The organism is Celerinatantimonas sediminis (assembly GCF_046054195.1).
In the GTDB taxonomy this organism is placed as follows: domain Bacteria; phylum Pseudomonadota; class Gammaproteobacteria; order Enterobacterales; family Celerinatantimonadaceae; genus Celerinatantimonas.
The window spans coordinates 27,406-46,061 of the sequence record NZ_JBEQCS010000022.1 but is presented as its reverse complement, the minus strand read 5'-3'; the positions used below and the strand labels follow the sequence as shown (position 1 = coordinate 46,061).

Sequence of the window (18,656 nt, the reverse complement as noted above, 5' to 3'; positions counted from 1 at the left end):
CAGTCACGCGATGATAAACGCTAATTCCGTTGCTGTTAAAAGGATTGTTGTTCATGCGTGATGCAATTGATGCTGCTTATGTGAAAGCGCTCGCCCAAGAAATTCTCTCGATTGATTCTCCAAGTGGTTATTGCCAAAGTGTGATAAACCGCATTGAGCAAGAATGTGCTCTGTATGATGGCGAGTTTCGCCGCGATAATAAGGGCAATGGTATTTTTACGATTGCCGGAGCTGATAGCTCGCAAACCATTGGGGTTGGCGTGCACGTTGATACACTTGGTGCAATGGTGCGCAGCATTGACGAGAAAGGGCGCATTCGTTTCACACCAGTTGGCGGGCTAATTTGGCCGACAGCTGATGGCGAATACTGCACGATTCGTACTCGTGATGGACGTACTTATACCGGTACTTTTCTAAGTTTGTCGCCAGCGGCACATGTGTATAAAGATGCCAAATCTCGCCCTCGGGAACCTGAACAGATGTATGTGCGTCTTGATGAAGTGGTCGATACTGGCGACGATGTTCGTGCGCTGGGAATTGCGGTGGGTGATTACCTGTGTATTGAAACGAAAACGCAGATTACCACTAGCGATTTTATCAAATCCCGTTTTATCGATGATAAAATTAACGTTGCCAGTGTCTTTGGTTTGTTGAAATTGTTCGCCAGTGAAAAGATTCAGCCTCAATATAACGTCTCATTTGTTTTTTCCACTTATGAAGAAGTAGGCCATGGCGCGGCTTGCTTGCCGGATAATATCCAAGAGTTTATTGCGGTTGATATGGGCTGCATCGGGGATGATTTAACCTGCAATGAACGCCAAGTCAGTATTTGTGCTAAAGACTCATCCGGACCATATGATTATCTGATGGTGTCAAAACTGATTGAACTGGCAAAATCTTGCCAGCTTGATTATGCCGTTGATGTTTACCCATTTTATAGCTCGGATGCGAGCGCTGCGATGAAAGGCGGGCGTGATATTCGAGCCGCTCTGATTGGCCCTGGCGTCGATGCATCCCATGGTATGGAGCGAACTCATTATCAAGGCCTGGCGAATACAATTGCGCTGCTAGCCGCTTATCTGCAAGATGGTGCCGCTCGAGCATAAATAAAAAAGCCTGCCGTCAGGGCAGGCTTTTAGCGTCTATTTCAAGACATTAAATTCCCATACACAGGTATTTAATTTCACTATATTCTTCAATGCCATAACGAGAGCCTTCACGACCAACGCCGGATTCTTTAATGCCACCGAAAGGGACAACTTCGTTGGAGATTAACCCTTCATTGATGCCAACCATACCATATTCCAGTGCTTCACTAACGCGCCAGATGCGGCTTAGATCGCTGGCATAGAAATAGGCAGCCAGACCAAATGGGGTCGCATTGGCCAGCTCAACCGCTTGAGCTTCATCGGTAAATCTTACCAATGGAGCTACCGGGCCGAAGATCTCATTATTAAAGATATCCATTTGGGAGTTAACATCCGTTAGCACCGTTGGCTGATAGAACAGAGTATCGCCTTGTTGCTTGCCGCCAGTTGCTACTTTTGCGCCAGCTGAGATAGCTTGAGATACGAGTGCATTGACTTTGTCGATAGCGGCCTGATTAATCAGTGGGCCCATATTAACGCCTTTATCAAGGCCATTACCCAATTTAAACTGCGCAAGCGCAATGGTTAGTTTATCGGCAAATTCATCGTAAACCCCATCTTGTACCAAAATGCGGTTTGAGCAGATGCAAGTCTGACCACTATTGCGAAATTTTGAGGCGATGGCGCCTTTGACTGCTTTATCTATATCAGCATCATCAAAAACAATAAATGGTGCATTACCACCTAGTTCCATCGAGGTGCGTTTGACCGTATCAGCACATTGGCGCAGTAGTAATTTGCCAACAGGCGTTGAGCCGGTAAAACTGAGTTTGCGCACAACAGGGCTTTTTGTTAAAACACCACCAATCGCTTTCGAGTCAAGGCCTGTGACAATATTTAACACGCCTTCTGGCAAGCCTGCTCGCTGGGCAAGTTCAGCCAGAGCCAAAGCGCAAAGCGGGGTTTCTTCTGACGGTTTGACGACCATTGTGCAGCCTGCTGCCAGAGCCGGGGCTGCTTTGCGGGTAATCATCGCAATTGGAAAGTTCCATGGGGTGATAGCAGCGACAACACCAACGGGCTGGCGAATCGTTAATAAACGCTGTTTAGGGTTCGGTGATGGGATCACTTCACCATATTGACGTTTAGCCTCTTCGGCAAACCACTGTACAAATGAGGCACCATAAGCGACTTCGCCATTGGCTTCACTGAGTGACTTGCCTTGTTCTAGGGTCATCAAGGTGGCTAAATCTTGCTGGTTGTCCATAATTAGATCAAACCAGCGATTTAGCATTGTTCCGCGCTGTTTAGCAGTTAATGCTGACCAACTGGGAAGAGCTCGCTGGGCGGCGTGAACAGCCTGCTCAGTTTCTTTGGTACCACAATCGGTAATCTTTGTAATAGTCTCTGCGGTTGCTGGATTTATCACAGCAAACTTCTGTTCACTATCAAGCCACTGACCATCAATAAATGCTTGCTGTTTGAGCAGTGATGGGTCGGATAAAAGCATGACTAATTCTCCCCTGATCATTTGAGTATCTAATCAGAATATCACGAACTGTTTCGCCACCCCTAAATCAATTGCTCATTTGACGGACGTTTTGGCGCATCGTTAGGCAAAAAACAATACAGAAATGCGGGGATCAATACAATTAACCCTAAAACGATGAAGCTCCAATTAAAACTCCACAACATATTATTGCTGGGTGATATTTGGTAAAAAATTGCAAGCAACGTGGCGCCACAGGCAATCCCTAAGCTAAATCCTAATTGTTGGACAACCGATAACAGACCATTACCTGAGCTTGCTTGTTTATCGCTTAAATCACGCAGTGAAATTGTGCCGATCCCACTGAAGGTGATGGAATTCAACGCGCCTAAAATCGAGAGCTGAACGAGTATTAAAGGCAGGCTATGGTTAGTCAGTGTGAACGAGCCAAAACATAGAAATTGCAAACAACTCACCGTTCGCAACACGTTGCGATAACCATAGTGGTGGATTAGCCGAACCACATAACGTTTGGCAACCATCGCAAATAATGCAATTGGCATCATCGCTAAACCAGAAGCAAACGGTGACAACCCAAGCGCCAATTGCAGATAAAGTGGAATCAGCAGAGGCATGGCACCGCTGCCCATTCGGTAAAATAAGTTGGCAAAGATGCCAATGGTAAAGGTCGGAACTTTAAACAGCGTCGGTGAAAAAAGTGGTTTAGATTGCTTGCTGGCTAAGCACCAATACAGCGCGATTAAAATCACACCAGCAGCTAAGCTGTATAAAGGCCCATAGTTGCCAGCTTTATAGTGAGCAAGAGTATCCAGCCCGATGGTTAGTGTTGCCATGGCTCCAGCTAAAAGCGTAAATCCAATATAATCAAATCCTTCTTTGTGCTCTGAACGGATATCTGGCATCACTTTATTGGCAATCCATAAACCGATAATGGCAACCGGTAAGTTGATTAAAAATACCCAGTGCCAGTTTGCTATTTCAACTAAAAAACCACCTAGTGCAGGGCCAATAATCGGCCCTAATAATCCAGGCATCACCACAAAGCTCATCGCTGCCAGAAACTGATCTCTTGGAATTGTCCGTAAAATTGCCAGCCGCCCAACGGGTAACATCAACGAACCACCAATTGCTTGAATCACCCGAGAAATAATCAATTGATTGAGGTTTTGCGATTGCGCGCAGCAAAAAGAACCCACAGCAAACATTATCAGTGCAAACATGAAGACTCGGCGCGTTCCGAATCTGTCTGAAAGCCAACCAGAGGCAGGGATTAAAATGGCAATGGTTAGGAGATAAGCTTCAATAACCGATTGCATCTGTAGCGGACTTTCACCGAGAGCTTTGGCCATTGATGGTAGGGATGTATTAACGATAGTGCCATCGAGAGTCTGCATGAAAAAGGCGATGGCAACCAACCATAACAAGGGTTTACCGGTAACCGTTTTGTGCATAGGTATTCCTAGTGTTATATACTGCTATCGAGATAGCACGAAGATGAATGACAGCGTACTTAAGCCGGTTATAAGTACCATTTATTGTTGTAGAGTGCGCGTTACTTCGATAACGGCAGTGACTCAAACAGTGGTCAGGGCAATATTAGAAAATGCGACTAAGAATATAAGAAATAGAAATATTAAAGAAGTTCGTCAAGCTAAAAAAGCAGGCTTCGTGTCGCAACCCCGCAGATCATAACCAACTGGCATCGGCTTGTCCTTGGGGTAGCTCAATTTTACATTAAATTTTACAACGATTCAGGCTCTTGGAACTTTATTACAACATGATGGCGTGTGGCCTGAAGCCTGCGCTAAATTAGCATCCGTAAATTGATAATAACGCTGTTTTAGCTTATTCCAACGGCTCGGTTTAATCGTTACATCGGCAGCATTGAGTATAGTTTTTAACTGTGTTTCTCGCACATCATAGCTCAGATGAAGCGTATTGTTTGAAAATTCAATTGAATGTAACCCCGGAAAATCTTGTAACTGTTGGACCATTTCTTGTTGCAACGGGGTATTTAGTTTCAGTGAGCGTTTAACCAAAAAGTTAGCCATGAAGTCTCCTTACAAATACCAGTTGAATATTAGATACGTTTTAAATCAATAGAGACATTCTAAACCGTCCTTTGAGGGGAAAGTAAAGTACAAAAAATAATCTTATTGTATTTTTCTAGCATACAATTGTTAAATGTACTTGTACAATATGTCGGCAATTTGAGGGGTACAATTAAGTTGCTGGTACTTTAACGGGCTCTTGGCCCATCTTATTAAATATTAAGGTAATTTTAATGGGTTTGTTTTTTAAGAGTCAAAAGAATAAACAGCAGGATGAGGCTGAGTATAAAAATCAGTTGTTGTCTGCTGAATACACAGCAATTAATCAGGCGATGGCGGTGATCCATTTTGACATCGATGGCACGATTGAATCAGCGAATGACCGATTTTTAGAGTTGATGGGATACACCCAATCTCAGCTTGTTGGACAATCACATCGTAAATTATGCGAAAAAGACTATCAACAATCACAAGAATACCAAAAGTTTTGGCAGCGTTTGCAACATGGTGATAGTTTTTCTGGACGCGTTCCTCGCATTAACTCCAAAGGCGAGCAACTTTGGTTAGAAGCGGTCTATACACCGGTTAAAGATAATCAGGGCAAAGTGATTGGTGTTGTTAAATTAGCCTCTGATATTACCGAGCGGATGAATCGTTATTATCGTCAAAAAGCTGTGATTAACGCCTTTGACCGAGTAATGGCAACCATTGAATTTACCATTGACGGGACGGTTGTTGAGGCTAATGACAACTTTTTAAAGGTAATGGGTTATACCAAAGAGCAGATCAAAGGGTTACATCACAGTAAGTTTTGCGAAGATAGTTTTGCCAATAGTGAAGCGTATCGCCAATTTTGGAAAAAATTAGCACGTGGTGAGTTTATTGCTGACCGGATTAAGCGCATTGCGCGTGATGGTTCAATACGTTGGCTACAAGCCAGCTACAACCCCATTATTGATGAAGCAGGACGCGTCACCGGTGTGATTAAATTTGCCACAGATATCACTGATGAAGTTTTGCATCAGGATGCAGAGCGAGAGAGCGCAAGTTTTGCTCATCATGTTTCGGAGCAAACGCTGCAGTGGTGTGCCGAAGGCGTTGAACAGATTGATGACAGCGTGAAAATAACGCAGGTTACTGCCAAGAAAATCAAAGATGCGAGCAATGAGGTGAAAGTCTTGGGTGAGCGCTCAGAGCAGATTACCTCTATCGTTCAAACCATTAATAGTATCGCTGAGCAGACGAACTTGCTTGCGCTGAATGCGGCGATTGAAGCGGCCCGTGCAGGTGAATATGGTCGCGGCTTTGCTGTGGTGGCTGATGAAGTGCGAAATCTGGCAAAACGCTCTGCTGAATCTACCGCCGAAATCGATAAAATGATTGAAGATATTCAAAATCAAAGTGATGTTGCCGTCAGGCACATGGATGATCTGTTACCTCAGGTTGAAAAAAGCGTTGAGGTCACCGATAAAATTGGTCAGATGATGTCAAAAATCAATGAGCATGCGCAATCAGTGGTAGAGGCTATCGGCCAATTTGCCCATATGCAGAAATAATGTAGATGTTTAATTAGCCATAAAAAAACAGCTCCTGATGGAGCTGTTTTTATTGGCTTTAGCAAAACTTATACATCATAAGTAGTTGATGCAGTATTGCCGCCTTTACCGGTCCAGTTCGTATGGAAGAACTCACCACGTGATTTGTCAGTGCGTTCGTAAGTATGTGCACCAAAGTAGTCACGTTGCGCCTGAATCATATTCGCTGGCAGGCGATCAGTTGTGTAACCATCTAAGAAGGTCAATGCAGAAGCCATACACGGCATTGGCAGACCAACTTCAATTGATTTAGCAACCACTTTACGCCAAGAGCTCATGCAGTCTTCCAAGATACCTTTGAAGTAAGGATCTGAACCTAAGAACTGCAGCTCTGGATCATTTTCGTAAGCATCACGGATATTACCCAAGAATGCACTACGGATGATACAACCGCCACGCCACATCAGTGCCACACCACCATAGTTCAACTCCCAGTTGAACTGTTCAGATGCTTCACGAATCAGCATAAAGCCTTGCGTGTAAGAGATGATTTTAGAAGCTAACAGCGCTTGGCGAATCGCTTCTAACCACTGTGCTTTGTCACCTTCAACTTTACCAATCTGTTTGTTGAACAGTTTAGATGCTGCAACACGCTGATCTTTTAATGAAGACAGGCAACGAGAAAAGACTGATTCAGAGATCAAAGTCAGTGGAATACCTAAGTCCAGTGCGTTGATACCTGTCCATTTACCGGTCCCTTTTTGACCAGCAGCATCAAGAATGTGCTCAACCAGCGGCTGACCATCTTCATCTTTATAGCCTAGGATATCAGTGGTGATTTCAACCAAGTAGCTATCCAGCTCAGTGGTATTCCACTGTTTGAAAGCAGCCTGCATCTCTTCATAGCTCATGCCTAACCCTTCTTTCATGAAGTGGTAAGCTTCGCTAATCAGCTGCATGTCGCCATATTCGATACCGTTGTGAACCATTTTGACAAAGTGGCCAGCGCCATCTTTACCAACCCAGTCACAGCAAGGTTCGTTTTTATCGGTTTTAGCTGAGATGCCCTGTAAAATTGGTTTTACAAAAGGCCATGCTTCAGGGTTACCACCAGGCATGATTGATGGTCCGAAGCGAGCTCCCTCTTCACCACCTGAAACACCAGTACCAATGTAACGGATACCTTTGTCTGCCAGTTCCTGAGTACGACGGTTAGTATCTGGATAGTTAGAGTTACCACCATCGATGATGATGTCTCCTTTATCCAGCAGTGGAACTAGGCTTTCGATAAATTTATCGACTACATTCCCAGCGCGCACCATCAGCATAATTTTGCGTGGCGTTTCCAGTTTTTCAACTAGATCTTCCAGAGAATAAGCGCCGATAATGTCAGTGCCTTTGGCTGCATCGTTAAGAAAATCGTCTACTTTTGAAGTTGTACGGTTAAATGCCACGACTTTAAAACCATGGTCATTCATGTTGAGAATCAGGTTCTGGCCCATTACCGCCAGACCGATAACCCCGATATCACCTTTTTTCATTTGAGCTCCTTACTTATAAATCTTTGGCTGCATTGGCATCTAAATACCACTCAGTGATGTTTCTCGCTTTAATTTTTGCCGCAGGGTAGGGCAAGTCAACTGCGTCATGGGTCGCAATCTCTTTGAGACGCTGCGCCTTGCCTTCACCTAATACAAGATAGGTGATTCGTTCTGCGTTGCTCAGCAGTCGAGCACTTTTAGAAACTCGTAATTGTCCACTTTGTGGATGTGCTGCCACGAGTGTCAAATCTGGATCATTAAAGTCAGTATGATGAGGAAACAGTGACGCGGTGTGTCCGTCATCTCCCATACCTAATAAAATCCAGTCAAAAGCTGGGATCCCATGTAATTTAGGAACCTTCTGGCAGATCTCTTGCGCTAAACGCTGTGCTTCATCTTCTGGATCATTTTCACCAATGATGCGGTGAATATTATCAGAATCGATCTGAATATGATCAAATAACAGCTCTTTGGCCTGACCATAGTTGCTTTCTGGATCGTTTGGAGCGACACAGCGTTCATCACCCCACCAGAAATGCAGGTTATTCCAGTTAATTTTATCGCTGTAATGCTCTGCTAGATATTTAAACCACAGCTTTGGCGTACTTCCCCCAGAGAGGGAAATATGCACAGGCCGCGCAGATTCACTATAGTGAAGCAGCTCTTGAGAAAGCGCTTCAACTACGGCTTGTCCGCTGTCAAATACTTTATAATTTATCATTTTAAAGCTCGCAGTAATCGGTATCAGTTAAGTTTTTGCAAGGAAACCTCCACTGCCGACCATCACGGGTTAATAACTCGTCAGCCTCTTTGGGTCCCCAGGTACCACAGGCATACCCATACAGTGTAGGATTGTTTTGCGTGATATCTAAAATTGGCTGCACGAAATCCCAGCATGCCAGCACAGCATCGCTGCGGGCAAACAAGGTTGGGTCACCTTTAATTGAATCAAGCAGCAACCGTTCATAAGCGGTTAATACCTCTGCACCGTCTAAGCTGTCATAGCGAAAGTCCATGGAGACTTCCTGTGATTCAAAACCTGCACCTGGTTTTTTCAGGCCAAATTTCATCAGAATGCCTTCATCAGGTTGAATTCGAATGACCAGTTTATTATCAGGTGTATTTTGACCAAACACTGGATGAGGCGTTTTCTTAAAGTGAATCACAACTTCAGTCACGCGGGTTGGTAGGCGTTTACCGGTGCGCACATAAAAAGGCACACCATTCCAGCGCCAGTTATCAATAGACAACTTAAGGGCCACATAAGTTTCGGTGCGTGAGTTTTCATCTACACCTTGTTCTTCACGGTAACCAACTAAGTGTTCTCCACGAACGTCTGATGATGTGTACTGACCTAATACCAAGTCTTCGTTTAAACTGGTTTCATCCAGTGGGTGCAAGCTTTGGAATACTTTAAATGTTTCATTACGAATGGCATCAGAGTTGATGCGTGCTGGTGGTTCCATTGCCACCATCCCCAAAACTTGTAGAAGATGGTTTTGGAACATATCGCGCATCGCCCCAGCACCATCGTAATAACCGCCACGACCTTCGACCCCCAGCGCTTCAGCTGAGGTGATTTCAACGTGATCAATATAGTTGCGGTTCCACAATGGTTCGAATAAGCCATTGGAAAAACGAAAGACCAACAGGTTCTGTACGGTTTCTTTACCCAGATAATGGTCAATACGATAAATCTGCTCTTCGCGGAAAAAACGATGGAGCTGCTTATCTAAAGCAACGGCTGATTTTTTGTCATAACCAAATGGTTTTTCGACAATCAGGCGTTTCCAACCATCTTTTTCAGAATTTAAATCATGCGCGGCCAGGCACTCTGGAATGACACCATATAAACTTGGTGGTGTAGACAGATAGTAAATGACATTGCCAGCGGTATCATATTGCTGACTTAACTCGGTCAGACGACCTTTTAAAACGGCATAATTTTCTTGATCGGCAGTATTGAGCGATTGATAATGAATATGCGAGCAAAACTCGTTGAGCTGCTCACTATCTTCGAGTTTTTCACTTTCAATAAGCGCGTCTTTGATTCGGGCGCGATAGGCGTCGTCGGAATATTCGGTGCGGCTGATCCCCAAGATAGAAAACGAAGCAGATAACTGCTCTGTTATATAAAGATGGTAAAGAGCCGGGATTAATTTACGGCGTGTCAAATCGCCTGATGCCCCGAATATGGCAATACAGTTGTTATCTAATTGGTTCATATTTGATTCCCGTATGACTCATCGACCTGTCGTGTTTAACATTACCGGTGATAATGAATGCGTGTTTCAACCCGGTGTTTATTTGCGTCGCAGGCTAAACAATCCCTAGAGGCACTGGATGCATCTGTTGGAGGGCGCGGATAATAAAATTGTATCGTCCTCTTCTACAATTTCAATTTAACAAATTAACAACTTGTTGAGAACAACTTAAAATCGATTAAAACAATTGTTCAAGGCGATGAATATATCACAATTAATTGAAAACTCTCTTAATCTTTGTGGCTAATTTATATTAACTTATTGATTTAGTTTTTCTTTAACGTTATTCCACGTTGCCATGGAGATATATTCTTTAGCATTATCATTATATAACGATTTAATCTAACAAGGATTAATGTTGATTGCCTCACCTGTTTTTTTAAGGTACAAAAGATGTCCTTTCGGTCGATATGGACATCTTTTGTGAGTGCTTTTTGGGATTATTTTGCCAGTGGTTTATCGGGTGAATTATTAGCTTTTTTGTTAATAGTTGCGATAATTGCCGGAACAATTGATACCTTAGCCGGTGGCGGTGGTTTAATCAGCATTCCCGCTTTGATGGCCAGCGGTGTCCCGCCGTTAATGGCTCTTGGAACGAATAAGTTTCAAGGGAGTTTTGGCTCCGCGATGGCTTCACTGCTGATGTTTCGCTCGCGCCGGGTACGTTGGCGTGATGTTCGTGGCGGCATTCTTGGCTCTCTGCTCGGTGCGGTAGTTGGAACGTTCCTTGTCCAACATATTCATGCCCATTGGTTGAGTTGGATTGTGCCCGGGGTTTTGGTTTTTATCGCGCTGTTTTTTCTGCTCTCTAAGCCACCTGTACAGACAGCTACACCACGTTGTTCAAAACGAATTTATCAGCGCTGTATTGTGCCGATTATCGGTTGGTATGATGGTTTTTTTGGTCCGGGAACGGGCTCGTTTTTTGCGCTTTCGGGCGTTTCTCTGCGTGGTTTATCCATGGTTGATGCGACCGCAGCTGCCAAAGTATTTAACTGCGCATCCAATGTTGCATCATTAGTGGTATTTTTAATTGCCGGGCATATTCTTTGGCCTGCGGCTATTGTGATGTTTTTAGGGCAATTGATAGGGGCTTGGATTGGGGCGCATGTGCTATTTAAAATTAATCCTAATTATTTGCGCTATCTAGTTGTTGTTATGAGTATTTCAATGCTGGCCCGCTATCTTTGGAGCCAGCATTTCGGTGTATAAAAAGCTTGTATTGTTGCAGCCAAAGTAGCAGCAATGCTTAAAAGTCACTAGCTTTAAGCCAGTCAATGATATGACTGGCTTGGTTTAACAGGCTACGAGCGCAGCTCTTTTAATGTTTCTAATAACGCGGCTTGCATCGGCTGATGCTGTTGGTGGTGATGTTCTTTAACCTGCCATTTACCTGCCACCATCACCGATTGGATAGCATTTTTGTAATGCGCGAATACCCAGCTATCGAGCAGGTGTTCGGTGCTGACACTAGCAAGATATGGGTCGTTCATATCTAGTTCAATGAAATCAGCGCGCTGTCCTTTAGCCAATTGGCCAATCGGTTGGGCGAGCGCTTGGGCCCCACCTTGATAAGACTCAACTAATAACCGCTCAGCAGTGCTAGGGTATTGTTCGCTTGCTAAAAAGTTACGCTGTTGATGTTTGAGGCGCTGTCCGTACTCAAGCATGCGCAGTTCTTCAGCAACATCGACGCTAATGTGGCTATCGCTACCAATCCCAATTCGACCCCCTTGTGATAAGAAACTGTCAACTTCATATAGGCCGTCACCAAGGCTTGCCTCTGTTAGTGGGCATAACCCGGCAACCGCTTTGCTTTTGGCTAATAACTCAAGCTCACTGTCCGTAATGTGGGTGGCGTGAATCATACACCAGCGCGAATTAATCTCGACTGAGCGACTCAGCCAATCAAGCGGCGTACATTGGTGAACTTCAAGACAACGATTCACTTCTTTGACCTGTTCACTTAAATGCAGATGCAATGGCCAATCGCTTGGTAGGGTCGCTACGACCTCATTGATCTGCTCAGGGGTGCAGGCTCTAAGTGAATGAAAGCATCCGCCCAAACGTTGATTCGCGCGAGTGCTGATTAGCTTTTTAAGCCGCTCTAATTGGGCAAGATATTGCTCCGTTGTTTGGATAAAACGCCGCTGTGTGGTGCTAGCGGGTGCCATCGCAAAATCACTATAGCTATAAAGCGTTGGCAGAAGCGTCAGACCAATTCCGGCATCCGCAGCCGCGCGACTGATTGCATCCGCCATCTCATCATTGCCTGCGTAAGGTTTGCCGTTAGCATCATGATGCAAATAGTGAAATTCTGCGACACTGGTAAAGCCGCCTTCAAGCATTTCCATGTAAAGTGATTTAGCGATGACATACAACTGTTGAGGACTTATCTGCAACGCAACCTGATACATCTGCTCGCGCCAGCTCCAGAAACTGTCATGCGGGTTCAAACGCTGTTCACCCAAACCGGCCATCGCTCTTTGAAAGGCGTGCGAGTGTAAATTTGGCATCCCAGGCAATATGGCACCGGTTAGTTTTTGGCATTGTTCGCCAGCATCATTTGGCGTTATTTGGGAAATAAATCCATTGTCGTCGATTTCAATGCGGACATTTTGCTGCCATCCGGTTGGCAGATAAGCGAGGGGGGCTAGATAGCGTTCCATAGTCATCTCTTGGGTTATGCTGTTGTCTATACATATAAAGAAAGATGCATCGAATGTAAATGAAAGATGCAGCCAATTGGCAATATATAATTTATAGCAACTTTATTTGCACATAAAAAAGCAAAAAATTTGAGCAAAAAAACTTGTCATGTGCGCATTATTCTGTCACTTTTTATATAAATGTATATACAAGTTGTAAACACGACAATCACTCAACAATAATGATATGGACAGGAGAGACCAAATGAGTGCAGGAAACCGTTACCGTGATGGAGTTGTTAAAGCTCCAACTGGAACTCAATTAAACGCAAAAAGCTGGCTGACCGAAGGGCCATTGCGGATGTTGATGAACAACCTGGACCCAGAGGTTGCTGAAAATCCGAAAGAATTAGTTATTTATGGCGGTATTGGCCGCGCTGCTCGTAACTGGGAATGTTACGACAAAATCGTTGAGTCACTCAAAGAGCTCAACGAAGACGAAACTCTGTTGGTTCAATCGGGTAAACCTGTCGGCGTTTTTAAAACGCATGCTGATGCGCCGCGAGTGCTGATTGCCAACTCAAACCTGGTTCCAAATTGGGCTAACTGGGAACACTTTAACGAACTCGATGCCAAAGGGCTGATGATGTATGGCCAGATGACAGCGGGTAGCTGGATCTATATCGGTAGCCAAGGCATCGTTCAGGGTACCTATGAAACGATTGCTGAAGCCGGTCGCCAGCATTACAACGGCGAGCTGAAAGGTCGTTGGTTCTTCACAGCAGGGTTAGGTGGCATGGGCGGTGCTCAGCCTCTTGCGGCAACCTTCGCTGGAATGTGCTCAATTAGTGTTGAGTGTCAGCAATCACATATCGATTTTCGCCTGAAAACTGGCTATGTCGATGAACAAGCCAAAGATTTAGATGATGCGTTAGAGCGCGTTCAGAAATACTGTAAAGAAGGCAAAGCTATCTCGATTGCGCTGTTAGGTAACGTGGCTGAAATTCTTCCAGAAATGGTTCGCCGCGGTGTTAAGCCTGATATGCTCACCGACCAGACCAGTTCGCACGACCCATTAAATGGTTATCTGCCAATCGGTTGGAGCTGGGATGAATATCGTGAACGTGCTAAAACTGAGCCAGAAGCAGTGGTTAAAGCGGCTAAACAATCAATGGCTTTGCATGTAAAAGCGATGGTTGAGCTGCATAATCAAGGTGTGCCAACATTTGACTATGGTAACAACTTGCGTCAGATGGCCAGTGATGAAGGTGTGAGTGATGCATTCTCATTCCCTGGTTTTGTCCCTGCCTATGTTCGTCCGTTGTTCTGTCGCGGTATTGGTCCTTTCCGTTGGGCTGCTTTATCGGGTGATCCTGAAGATATCTATAAAACTGATGCCAAAATTAAAGAACTCATTCCAGATGATGAACATTTGCATCAATGGTTAGACATGGCTCGCGAACGCATTCATTTTCAGGGATTGCCATCACGGATTTGCTGGGTCGGCCTTGGGGATCGTCAGAAACTCGGTCTAGCCTTTAATGAGATGGTTCGCAGTGGTGAACTGTCAGCTCCGGTTGTGATTGGTCGAGATCATTTAGACTCAGGTTCTGTTGCAAGTCCGAACCGTGAAACTGAATCAATGAAAGATGGTTCTGATGCGGTTTCTGATTGGCCATTACTCAATGCACTGCTTAATACGGCAAGCGGTGCAACTTGGGTCTCACTGCATCATGGTGGTGGTGTTGGGATGGGCTTCTCACAGCATGCCGGGATGGTAATTGTCTGCGATGGTAGTGAAGAAGCAGACCGGCGAATTGCTCGGGTTCTTCATAATGACCCGGCAACTGGTGTGATGCGTCATGCTGATGCTGGCTATCAGAGTGCAATTGATTGTGCGAAAGAACATCAATTGAACCTGCCTATGCTGGATCAGTAATAAGGAGGTTCTATGACAACCCTATGGCATAATTTACGATTGATTGACCAACCTGATGTTGATGCAATTGTCTCCGATGGTGCCACCATTAGCTGGGTTGGAAAGCAAACTGATGCGCCTGATTGCGATCAAAAAGTTGACCTAGGCAATGCCTGGGTCACTCCCGGTTTAATTGATTGTCATACCCACGTTGTCTTTGGTGGGGAGCGAGCTCATGAGTTTGACATGCGCTTGCAAGGCAAAAGTTATGCTGAGATTGCTGCCAGTGGTGGTGGCATTGCCTCAACTATGCAAGCTACTCGCCAAAGTGATGAGCAAACGCTTTATAAGTTAGCGCGCCAGCGCATTGAGCAGCTTATCGCGGATGGGGTCACAACCATTGAAATTAAATCCGGTTATGGCCTGGATGAGCAAAGCGAGACGAAAATGCTGCGGGTGATTCGCAAACTCGGCGAAGAGCTTCCGGTGACCATCCTTTCGACAGCGCTGCTGGCACACTCACTTCCTCCTGAATATGCGGATGATAAAGCAGGCTATGTATATTGGGTCTGTCAGATGCTTCCTAAATTGCATAAGGAAGGTTTGATTGATGCCGTGGATGCTTTTTGTGAACATCTTGCTTTTTCACCTGAACAGGTGACACAGATTTTTGATTGTGCAGGGCGTTTAGGGCTTCCGGTGAAATTGCATGCCGAACAGCTCTCTTTGCAAGGGGCAGCTCAGGTTGCTGCGCGTTTTCATGCGATGTCTGCCGATCATCTAGAACACCTTGATGAAGCTGGCGTTGTTGCGATGGCTAAGGCTGGAACGGTGGCAGTGCTATTGCCTGGGGCGTTCTATTTCTTGCGTGAGACCCAATATCCACCTGTTAATTTGCTGCGCCGCTATCAGGTTCCGATTGCGATTGCCAGTGATTGTAATCCGGGAACGTCACCGGTCTTATCGTTGCGGTTGATGATGAACATGGCGTGTACGCTGTTTCGCTTAACTCCTGCCGAAGCATTAGCTGGGGTGACGGTAAATGCGGCTAAGGCGTTAGGGCTACAAAATAGTCATGGTCAGATTGCACCAGGTTTTAGCGCTGATATGATTGCTTGGCAGGTCGATGATCCGGCAGAGCTTTGTTATTGGCTCGGCGGGCAATTGCCTCATCAACGTATTTACCAAGGAGAACTTGATGTATCCCAAGGCGTTTGAATTTGAACAAGGCGATAGCCCGCTGTTGATTAGTATGCCGCATGTCGGTCAGGCCCTCAGTGAAGAGGTCGCAGAAAAATTGACGCCTAAAGCGGCGCAATTACCTGATACGGATTGGCATCTGCCGAAATTATATGCAGATGTTAAAAAATATAAGCCAAGCCTTATTATCGCAAATTATTCACGTTATGTTGTCGATTTAAATCGCCCAGCAGATAATCAGCCGCTCTATCAGGGCAATACTACCGGGTTATTTCCGCAAACATTGTTTAATGGTGAGCCGCTATTTCACTCAAAAGTGAGTGATGAGCAACATGAGTGGGCCAAAAGCGAAATTTGGCAGCCTTATTACAAACAGATTGAGTCGGAATTAGCGCGCTTAAAAGCGAAATTTGGATACGCACTACTTTTTGATGCGCACTCGATTGCCAGCCACATTCCATACCTGTTTGATGGCAAATTACCGGATCTCAATTTAGGTTCTAATGAAGGTAAAAGCTGCGATCCTCTTTTAAGTCAGGCGCTCAATCGTGTTTGTGAAAAAAGTGACTATAGCTCGGTGCTAAATGGTCGTTTTAAAGGTGGCTATATTACTCGTTATTTCGGCCGTCCTGAGCAACATATTCATGCGATTCAGCTGGAAATGTGCCAGTGCATTTATATGCGTGAGCAGCACCCGTTTAGTTATCTTGAAGAGTTAGCTGAACCATTGCAGAGTGTCTTAAATGATTTAATCGAGCAGTATTTATATACTGGGCAGGTTATTTACGCACAATAAAACTGCGAACTTGAAGTGTTGGTTCTTCTACTTAAAAGCCCCATTATCATTGATAATGGGGCTTTTTTTTAGAGCTTGTCGGTGTCCCCATAAGGGTAACGTTTATGACCGAAACGAATCACTAAAATTGCCAGCGCGACAACTAAAATTGCAGCACCTAATCCGAGCATTCGCCAAGTATCGAGATTTTTCATATCTAGCGCCATATAGCGCGCCAGAGCGACAATCACAATATATAACGGCATACGCACTGGCAGTCGGCCTGATTGCAGGTACAGTCCAACCATTGCCAAAACTTCCAAGTAAATAAACAGTAACAATAAATCTGCCAACGTTACCGTTGCCGCTTTAATAACGAGCCAAAGTTCTTGGCCCATCGCAATGACGGTTAAAAGAGCAATTAACAATAGCCCCAAGTCTTCAACAATATCAATGGCGTGGGAGCCAAATCCTTTCAACCTATTCATGTTGTCCTAATCCATTATTTAACAAAATGTTAAATGAGTTATTAAAGGTTAAGGTTATCCTGAAAGTGAATGACTGCCAAGTGTTTCAACCTTTATGCTGGCGAACTAAGTTAAGCGTGACTCAAGCATATTTAAACATCTATCAAGTGAGTCTCAAGATTAATTTTTAAGTTATATATTATTCTGTATAGTATGGCTTTGCTAATCATGGATAGATGATGATGACGACTTCTCCCTCTCAGCGCAGTGCTCTATTAGTTATTGATGTGCAGCGCGCTTTATTTGAACCCTCCCCACAACCTTATCAAGCGCAGCAAGTGATAGAACGGATCAATTTAGCGACAGCGTATGCCCGCCAAGCCCATATCCCGGTGATTTTTATTCAACATGAAGAACCTCATTCTGAAATTGAGTATAACTGTGAAGGGTGGCAGCTGCCTGATGCGCTTGAGCGTGAAGGCGGTGATTTATATGTGCGTAAGACAACGCCCGATTCGTTTTTGCGAACCGATCTGCAGGATATTTTACAAGAGTTTGCGATTGAGCAGCTTTATGTGTGGGTATGCCAGCGAATTTTGTGTCGATACCACCGTGCGAAGATCCGCAGCGCTTGGCTATGATGTCTCGCTGCTAGATGATGCTCATACCACCCATGATAAAGAGCACGCTACAGCAGCGATGATTCGAGAGCACCATAATAAGACTTTAACTAATATCGAAAGTTTTGGGGTCACTATCGCCGCTATTTCAACGGCGCATTTCATCACTCAGGTCGCGCGTTAAGGGATGAGTTTATCCGGCTGCATGCTCGGGGGATACGCGCATTCGTCCTCCGAGGCGGTAACGTGATGAAGGATGTAAAAAGCGCACATAGGTGACAATTTGATTGTGTGCCCAGGTGCGACGCATCAGCATCAAACAGGGCTCACTTTGTTCAATTTTTAGCTCTTGGGCTTGCTCTTGATTAGGAATGGTCGCATCAACGATATGTTCCATCTCTTCGACTGGAAGTTGTCCGAGTAGATATTCCGAAGGAGTGAGCTCGGCATTAAAACTTTGATCAATAAAATCGCTAGCAACAGCCGGATTTACAAATCGATTTTCCAACTGCACGGGCATATCTTCTTCATAATGAATGCAGATAATATGATAAACCGATTGGCCAGTGGCAATCGATAAGGCTGCGGCGATTTCAAAGGATGCTGATTCGCGAGAAAGTTTAATTACTTCGCAGCGATAACGATGGTTACGCGCACGAATTTCATCCCCAATATTGGCAATCATCAACAGGCTTGATTGGGGTTTGCGATCAGCGACAAACGTGCCAACTCCGGCTACGCGATTAATCACTTGCTCTTGGGCAAGCTCGCGCAGGGCTCGGTTAACTGTCATCCGTGAAACTTTGAACTGTTCAACGAGTTGATGTTCAGATGGAATTAACGTGCCGGGTGACCATTGGCCAGATTCTATCTGGTTTTTCACATATAGTTTGACTTGCTGGTACAAAGCTTGGGGAAGTTTCTGACCCGGCATGTTGTTCTCCAAAATGAGTGATTTCACAGTGGCTTAATTTGCTTCGCCGATGCCTGTCGATGCAACGTAAGCTCGGCATTGTAGCAGTGGGCGAAGCTTAATCAA

15 protein-coding genes and 1 pseudogene are annotated in these 18,656 nt (G+C 44.9%); 7 read left to right on the top strand and 9 right to left on the bottom strand.

Annotated features, from left to right (window positions below; genetic code table 11):
• The first annotated feature begins 53 nt into the window (after positions 1–53).
• Positions 54–1,106 (top strand): M42 family metallopeptidase, encoded by a 1,053-nt coding sequence (locus ABTQ23_RS18980; RefSeq protein ID WP_408617336.1) that lies wholly within the window; start codon positions 54–56, stop codon positions 1,104–1,106.
• Positions 1,107–1,155: 49 nt separating this feature from the next.
• Here ABTQ23_RS18980 and ABTQ23_RS18975 read toward each other — a convergent pair whose 3' ends face one another.
• The 3 genes from ABTQ23_RS18975 to ABTQ23_RS18965 form a co-directional block, all read right to left on the bottom strand.
• Positions 1,156–2,598 carry an NAD-dependent succinate-semialdehyde dehydrogenase gene (locus ABTQ23_RS18975; RefSeq protein WP_408617335.1) on the bottom strand — a complete coding sequence of 481 codons (1,443 nt, stop codon included), beginning with the start codon at positions 2,596–2,598 and terminating at the stop codon, positions 1,156–1,158.
• Between the two features lie 62 nt (positions 2,599–2,660).
• Entirely contained in the window at positions 2,661–4,049 is a 1,389-nt protein-coding gene (gene mdtD, locus ABTQ23_RS18970) for a multidrug transporter subunit MdtD (RefSeq protein WP_408617334.1), read from the bottom strand.
• Between the two features lie 300 nt (positions 4,050–4,349).
• Positions 4,350–4,649, bottom strand: coding sequence for a hypothetical protein (locus ABTQ23_RS18965; RefSeq protein WP_408617333.1), 300 nt, complete (start codon positions 4,647–4,649; stop codon positions 4,350–4,352).
• Positions 4,650–4,882: 233 nt separating this feature from the next.
• Between ABTQ23_RS18965 and ABTQ23_RS18960 the strand changes: the two genes are divergently transcribed.
• Positions 4,883–6,205: a methyl-accepting chemotaxis protein gene (locus ABTQ23_RS18960; protein WP_408617332.1), complete on the top strand. Its 1,323-nt coding sequence runs from the start codon at positions 4,883–4,885 to the stop codon at positions 6,203–6,205.
• 68 nt (positions 6,206–6,273) lie between these two features.
• Here ABTQ23_RS18960 and gnd read toward each other — a convergent pair whose 3' ends face one another.
• The 3 genes from gnd to zwf are packed head-to-tail and all read right to left on the bottom strand — an operon-like array spanning position 6,274 to position 9,950.
• Complete coding sequence (gene gnd, locus ABTQ23_RS18955) at positions 6,274–7,725, bottom strand: decarboxylating NADP(+)-dependent phosphogluconate dehydrogenase (protein WP_408617331.1); 1,452 nt, start codon at positions 7,723–7,725, stop codon at positions 6,274–6,276.
• A 13-nt stretch (positions 7,726–7,738) separates the two neighbouring features.
• On the bottom strand, positions 7,739–8,446 hold the full coding sequence (pgl, locus tag ABTQ23_RS18950; RefSeq protein ID WP_408617330.1) for a 6-phosphogluconolactonase: 708 nt from the start codon (positions 8,444–8,446) through the stop codon (positions 7,739–7,741).
• A 1-nt stretch (position 8,447) separates the two neighbouring features.
• The gene (gene zwf / locus ABTQ23_RS18945; RefSeq protein WP_408617329.1) at positions 8,448–9,950 is read right to left on the bottom strand and encodes a glucose-6-phosphate dehydrogenase; all 1,503 of its coding nucleotides are present in this window, start codon (positions 9,948–9,950) and stop codon (positions 8,448–8,450) included.
• A 462-nt stretch (positions 9,951–10,412) separates the two neighbouring features.
• On the opposite strand from zwf, the gene ABTQ23_RS18940 reads away from it, so the two are divergent.
• Positions 10,413–11,201, top strand: a complete 789-nt coding sequence (locus ABTQ23_RS18940; protein WP_408617328.1) for a TSUP family transporter — start codon at positions 10,413–10,415, stop codon at positions 11,199–11,201.
• A 92-nt stretch (positions 11,202–11,293) separates the two neighbouring features.
• On the opposite strand, the gene hutF is transcribed toward ABTQ23_RS18940, so the two are convergent.
• Entirely contained in the window at positions 11,294–12,658 is a 1,365-nt protein-coding gene (gene hutF / locus ABTQ23_RS18935; RefSeq protein ID WP_408617327.1) for a formimidoylglutamate deiminase, read from the bottom strand.
• Between the two features lie 244 nt (positions 12,659–12,902).
• On the opposite strand from hutF, the gene hutU reads away from it, so the two are divergent.
• The 3 genes from hutU to hutG are packed head-to-tail and all read left to right on the top strand — an operon-like array spanning position 12,903 to position 16,551.
• Positions 12,903–14,576 (top strand): urocanate hydratase, encoded by a 1,674-nt coding sequence (gene hutU / locus ABTQ23_RS18930; protein WP_408617326.1) that lies wholly within the window; start codon positions 12,903–12,905, stop codon positions 14,574–14,576.
• 12 nt (positions 14,577–14,588) lie between these two features.
• Positions 14,589–15,773, top strand: a complete 1,185-nt coding sequence (gene hutI / locus ABTQ23_RS18925) for an imidazolonepropionase (protein ID WP_408617325.1) — start codon at positions 14,589–14,591, stop codon at positions 15,771–15,773.
• Positions 15,754–16,551 carry an N-formylglutamate deformylase gene (hutG, locus tag ABTQ23_RS18920; protein ID WP_408617324.1) on the top strand — a complete coding sequence of 266 codons (798 nt, stop codon included), beginning with the start codon at positions 15,754–15,756 and terminating at the stop codon, positions 16,549–16,551. Before hutI ends, hutG begins: the two co-directional genes overlap by 20 nt.
• A 68-nt stretch (positions 16,552–16,619) precedes the next feature.
• On the opposite strand, the gene ABTQ23_RS18915 is transcribed toward hutG, so the two are convergent.
• Positions 16,620–17,018, bottom strand: coding sequence for a phosphate-starvation-inducible protein PsiE (locus tag ABTQ23_RS18915; RefSeq protein ID WP_408617323.1), 399 nt, complete (start codon positions 17,016–17,018; stop codon positions 16,620–16,622).
• Between the two features lie 221 nt (positions 17,019–17,239).
• Between ABTQ23_RS18915 and ABTQ23_RS18910 the strand changes: the two are divergent.
• Positions 17,240–17,801: pseudogene (locus ABTQ23_RS18910) on the top strand (cysteine hydrolase family protein).
• 9 nt (positions 17,802–17,810) lie between these two features.
• Here the strand turns inward: ABTQ23_RS18910 and hutC are convergent.
• Complete coding sequence (gene hutC / locus ABTQ23_RS18905; RefSeq protein ID WP_408617322.1) at positions 17,811–18,551, bottom strand: histidine utilization transcriptional repressor HutC; 741 nt, start codon at positions 18,549–18,551, stop codon at positions 17,811–17,813.
• Positions 18,552–18,656: the final 105 nt, after the last annotated feature.

Excerpts from the sequence above, each read along its gene's own strand:
- ABTQ23_RS18960 (WP_408617332.1), top strand. The coding sequence starts at position 4,883 with ATGGGTTTGTTTTTTAAGAGTCAAAAGAATAAACAGCAGGATGAGGCT.
- ABTQ23_RS18980 (WP_408617336.1), top strand. The coding sequence starts at position 54 with ATGCGTGATGCAATTGATGCTGCTTATGTGAAAGCGCTCGCCCAAGAA.
- gnd (WP_408617331.1), bottom strand. The coding sequence starts at position 7,725 with ATGAAAAAAGGTGATATCGGGGTTATCGGTCTGGCGGTAATGGGCCAG.
- hutC (WP_408617322.1), bottom strand. The coding sequence starts at position 18,551 with ATGCCGGGTCAGAAACTTCCCCAAGCTTTGTACCAGCAAGTCAAACTA.
- ABTQ23_RS18915 (WP_408617323.1), bottom strand. The coding sequence starts at position 17,018 with ATGAATAGGTTGAAAGGATTTGGCTCCCACGCCATTGATATTGTTGAA.
- hutU (WP_408617326.1), top strand. The coding sequence starts at position 12,903 with ATGAGTGCAGGAAACCGTTACCGTGATGGAGTTGTTAAAGCTCCAACT.
- hutF (WP_408617327.1), bottom strand. The coding sequence starts at position 12,658 with ATGGAACGCTATCTAGCCCCCCTCGCTTATCTGCCAACCGGATGGCAG.
- hutI (WP_408617325.1), top strand. The coding sequence starts at position 14,589 with ATGACAACCCTATGGCATAATTTACGATTGATTGACCAACCTGATGTT.
- pgl (WP_408617330.1), bottom strand. The coding sequence starts at position 8,446 with ATGATAAATTATAAAGTATTTGACAGCGGACAAGCCGTAGTTGAAGCG.
- zwf (WP_408617329.1), bottom strand. The coding sequence starts at position 9,950 with ATGAACCAATTAGATAACAACTGTATTGCCATATTCGGGGCATCAGGC.
- ABTQ23_RS18965 (WP_408617333.1), bottom strand. The coding sequence starts at position 4,649 with ATGGCTAACTTTTTGGTTAAACGCTCACTGAAACTAAATACCCCGTTG.
- ABTQ23_RS18975 (WP_408617335.1), bottom strand. The coding sequence starts at position 2,598 with ATGCTTTTATCCGACCCATCACTGCTCAAACAGCAAGCATTTATTGAT.
- hutG (WP_408617324.1), top strand. The coding sequence starts at position 15,754 with ATGTATCCCAAGGCGTTTGAATTTGAACAAGGCGATAGCCCGCTGTTG.
- mdtD (WP_408617334.1), bottom strand. The coding sequence starts at position 4,049 with ATGCACAAAACGGTTACCGGTAAACCCTTGTTATGGTTGGTTGCCATC.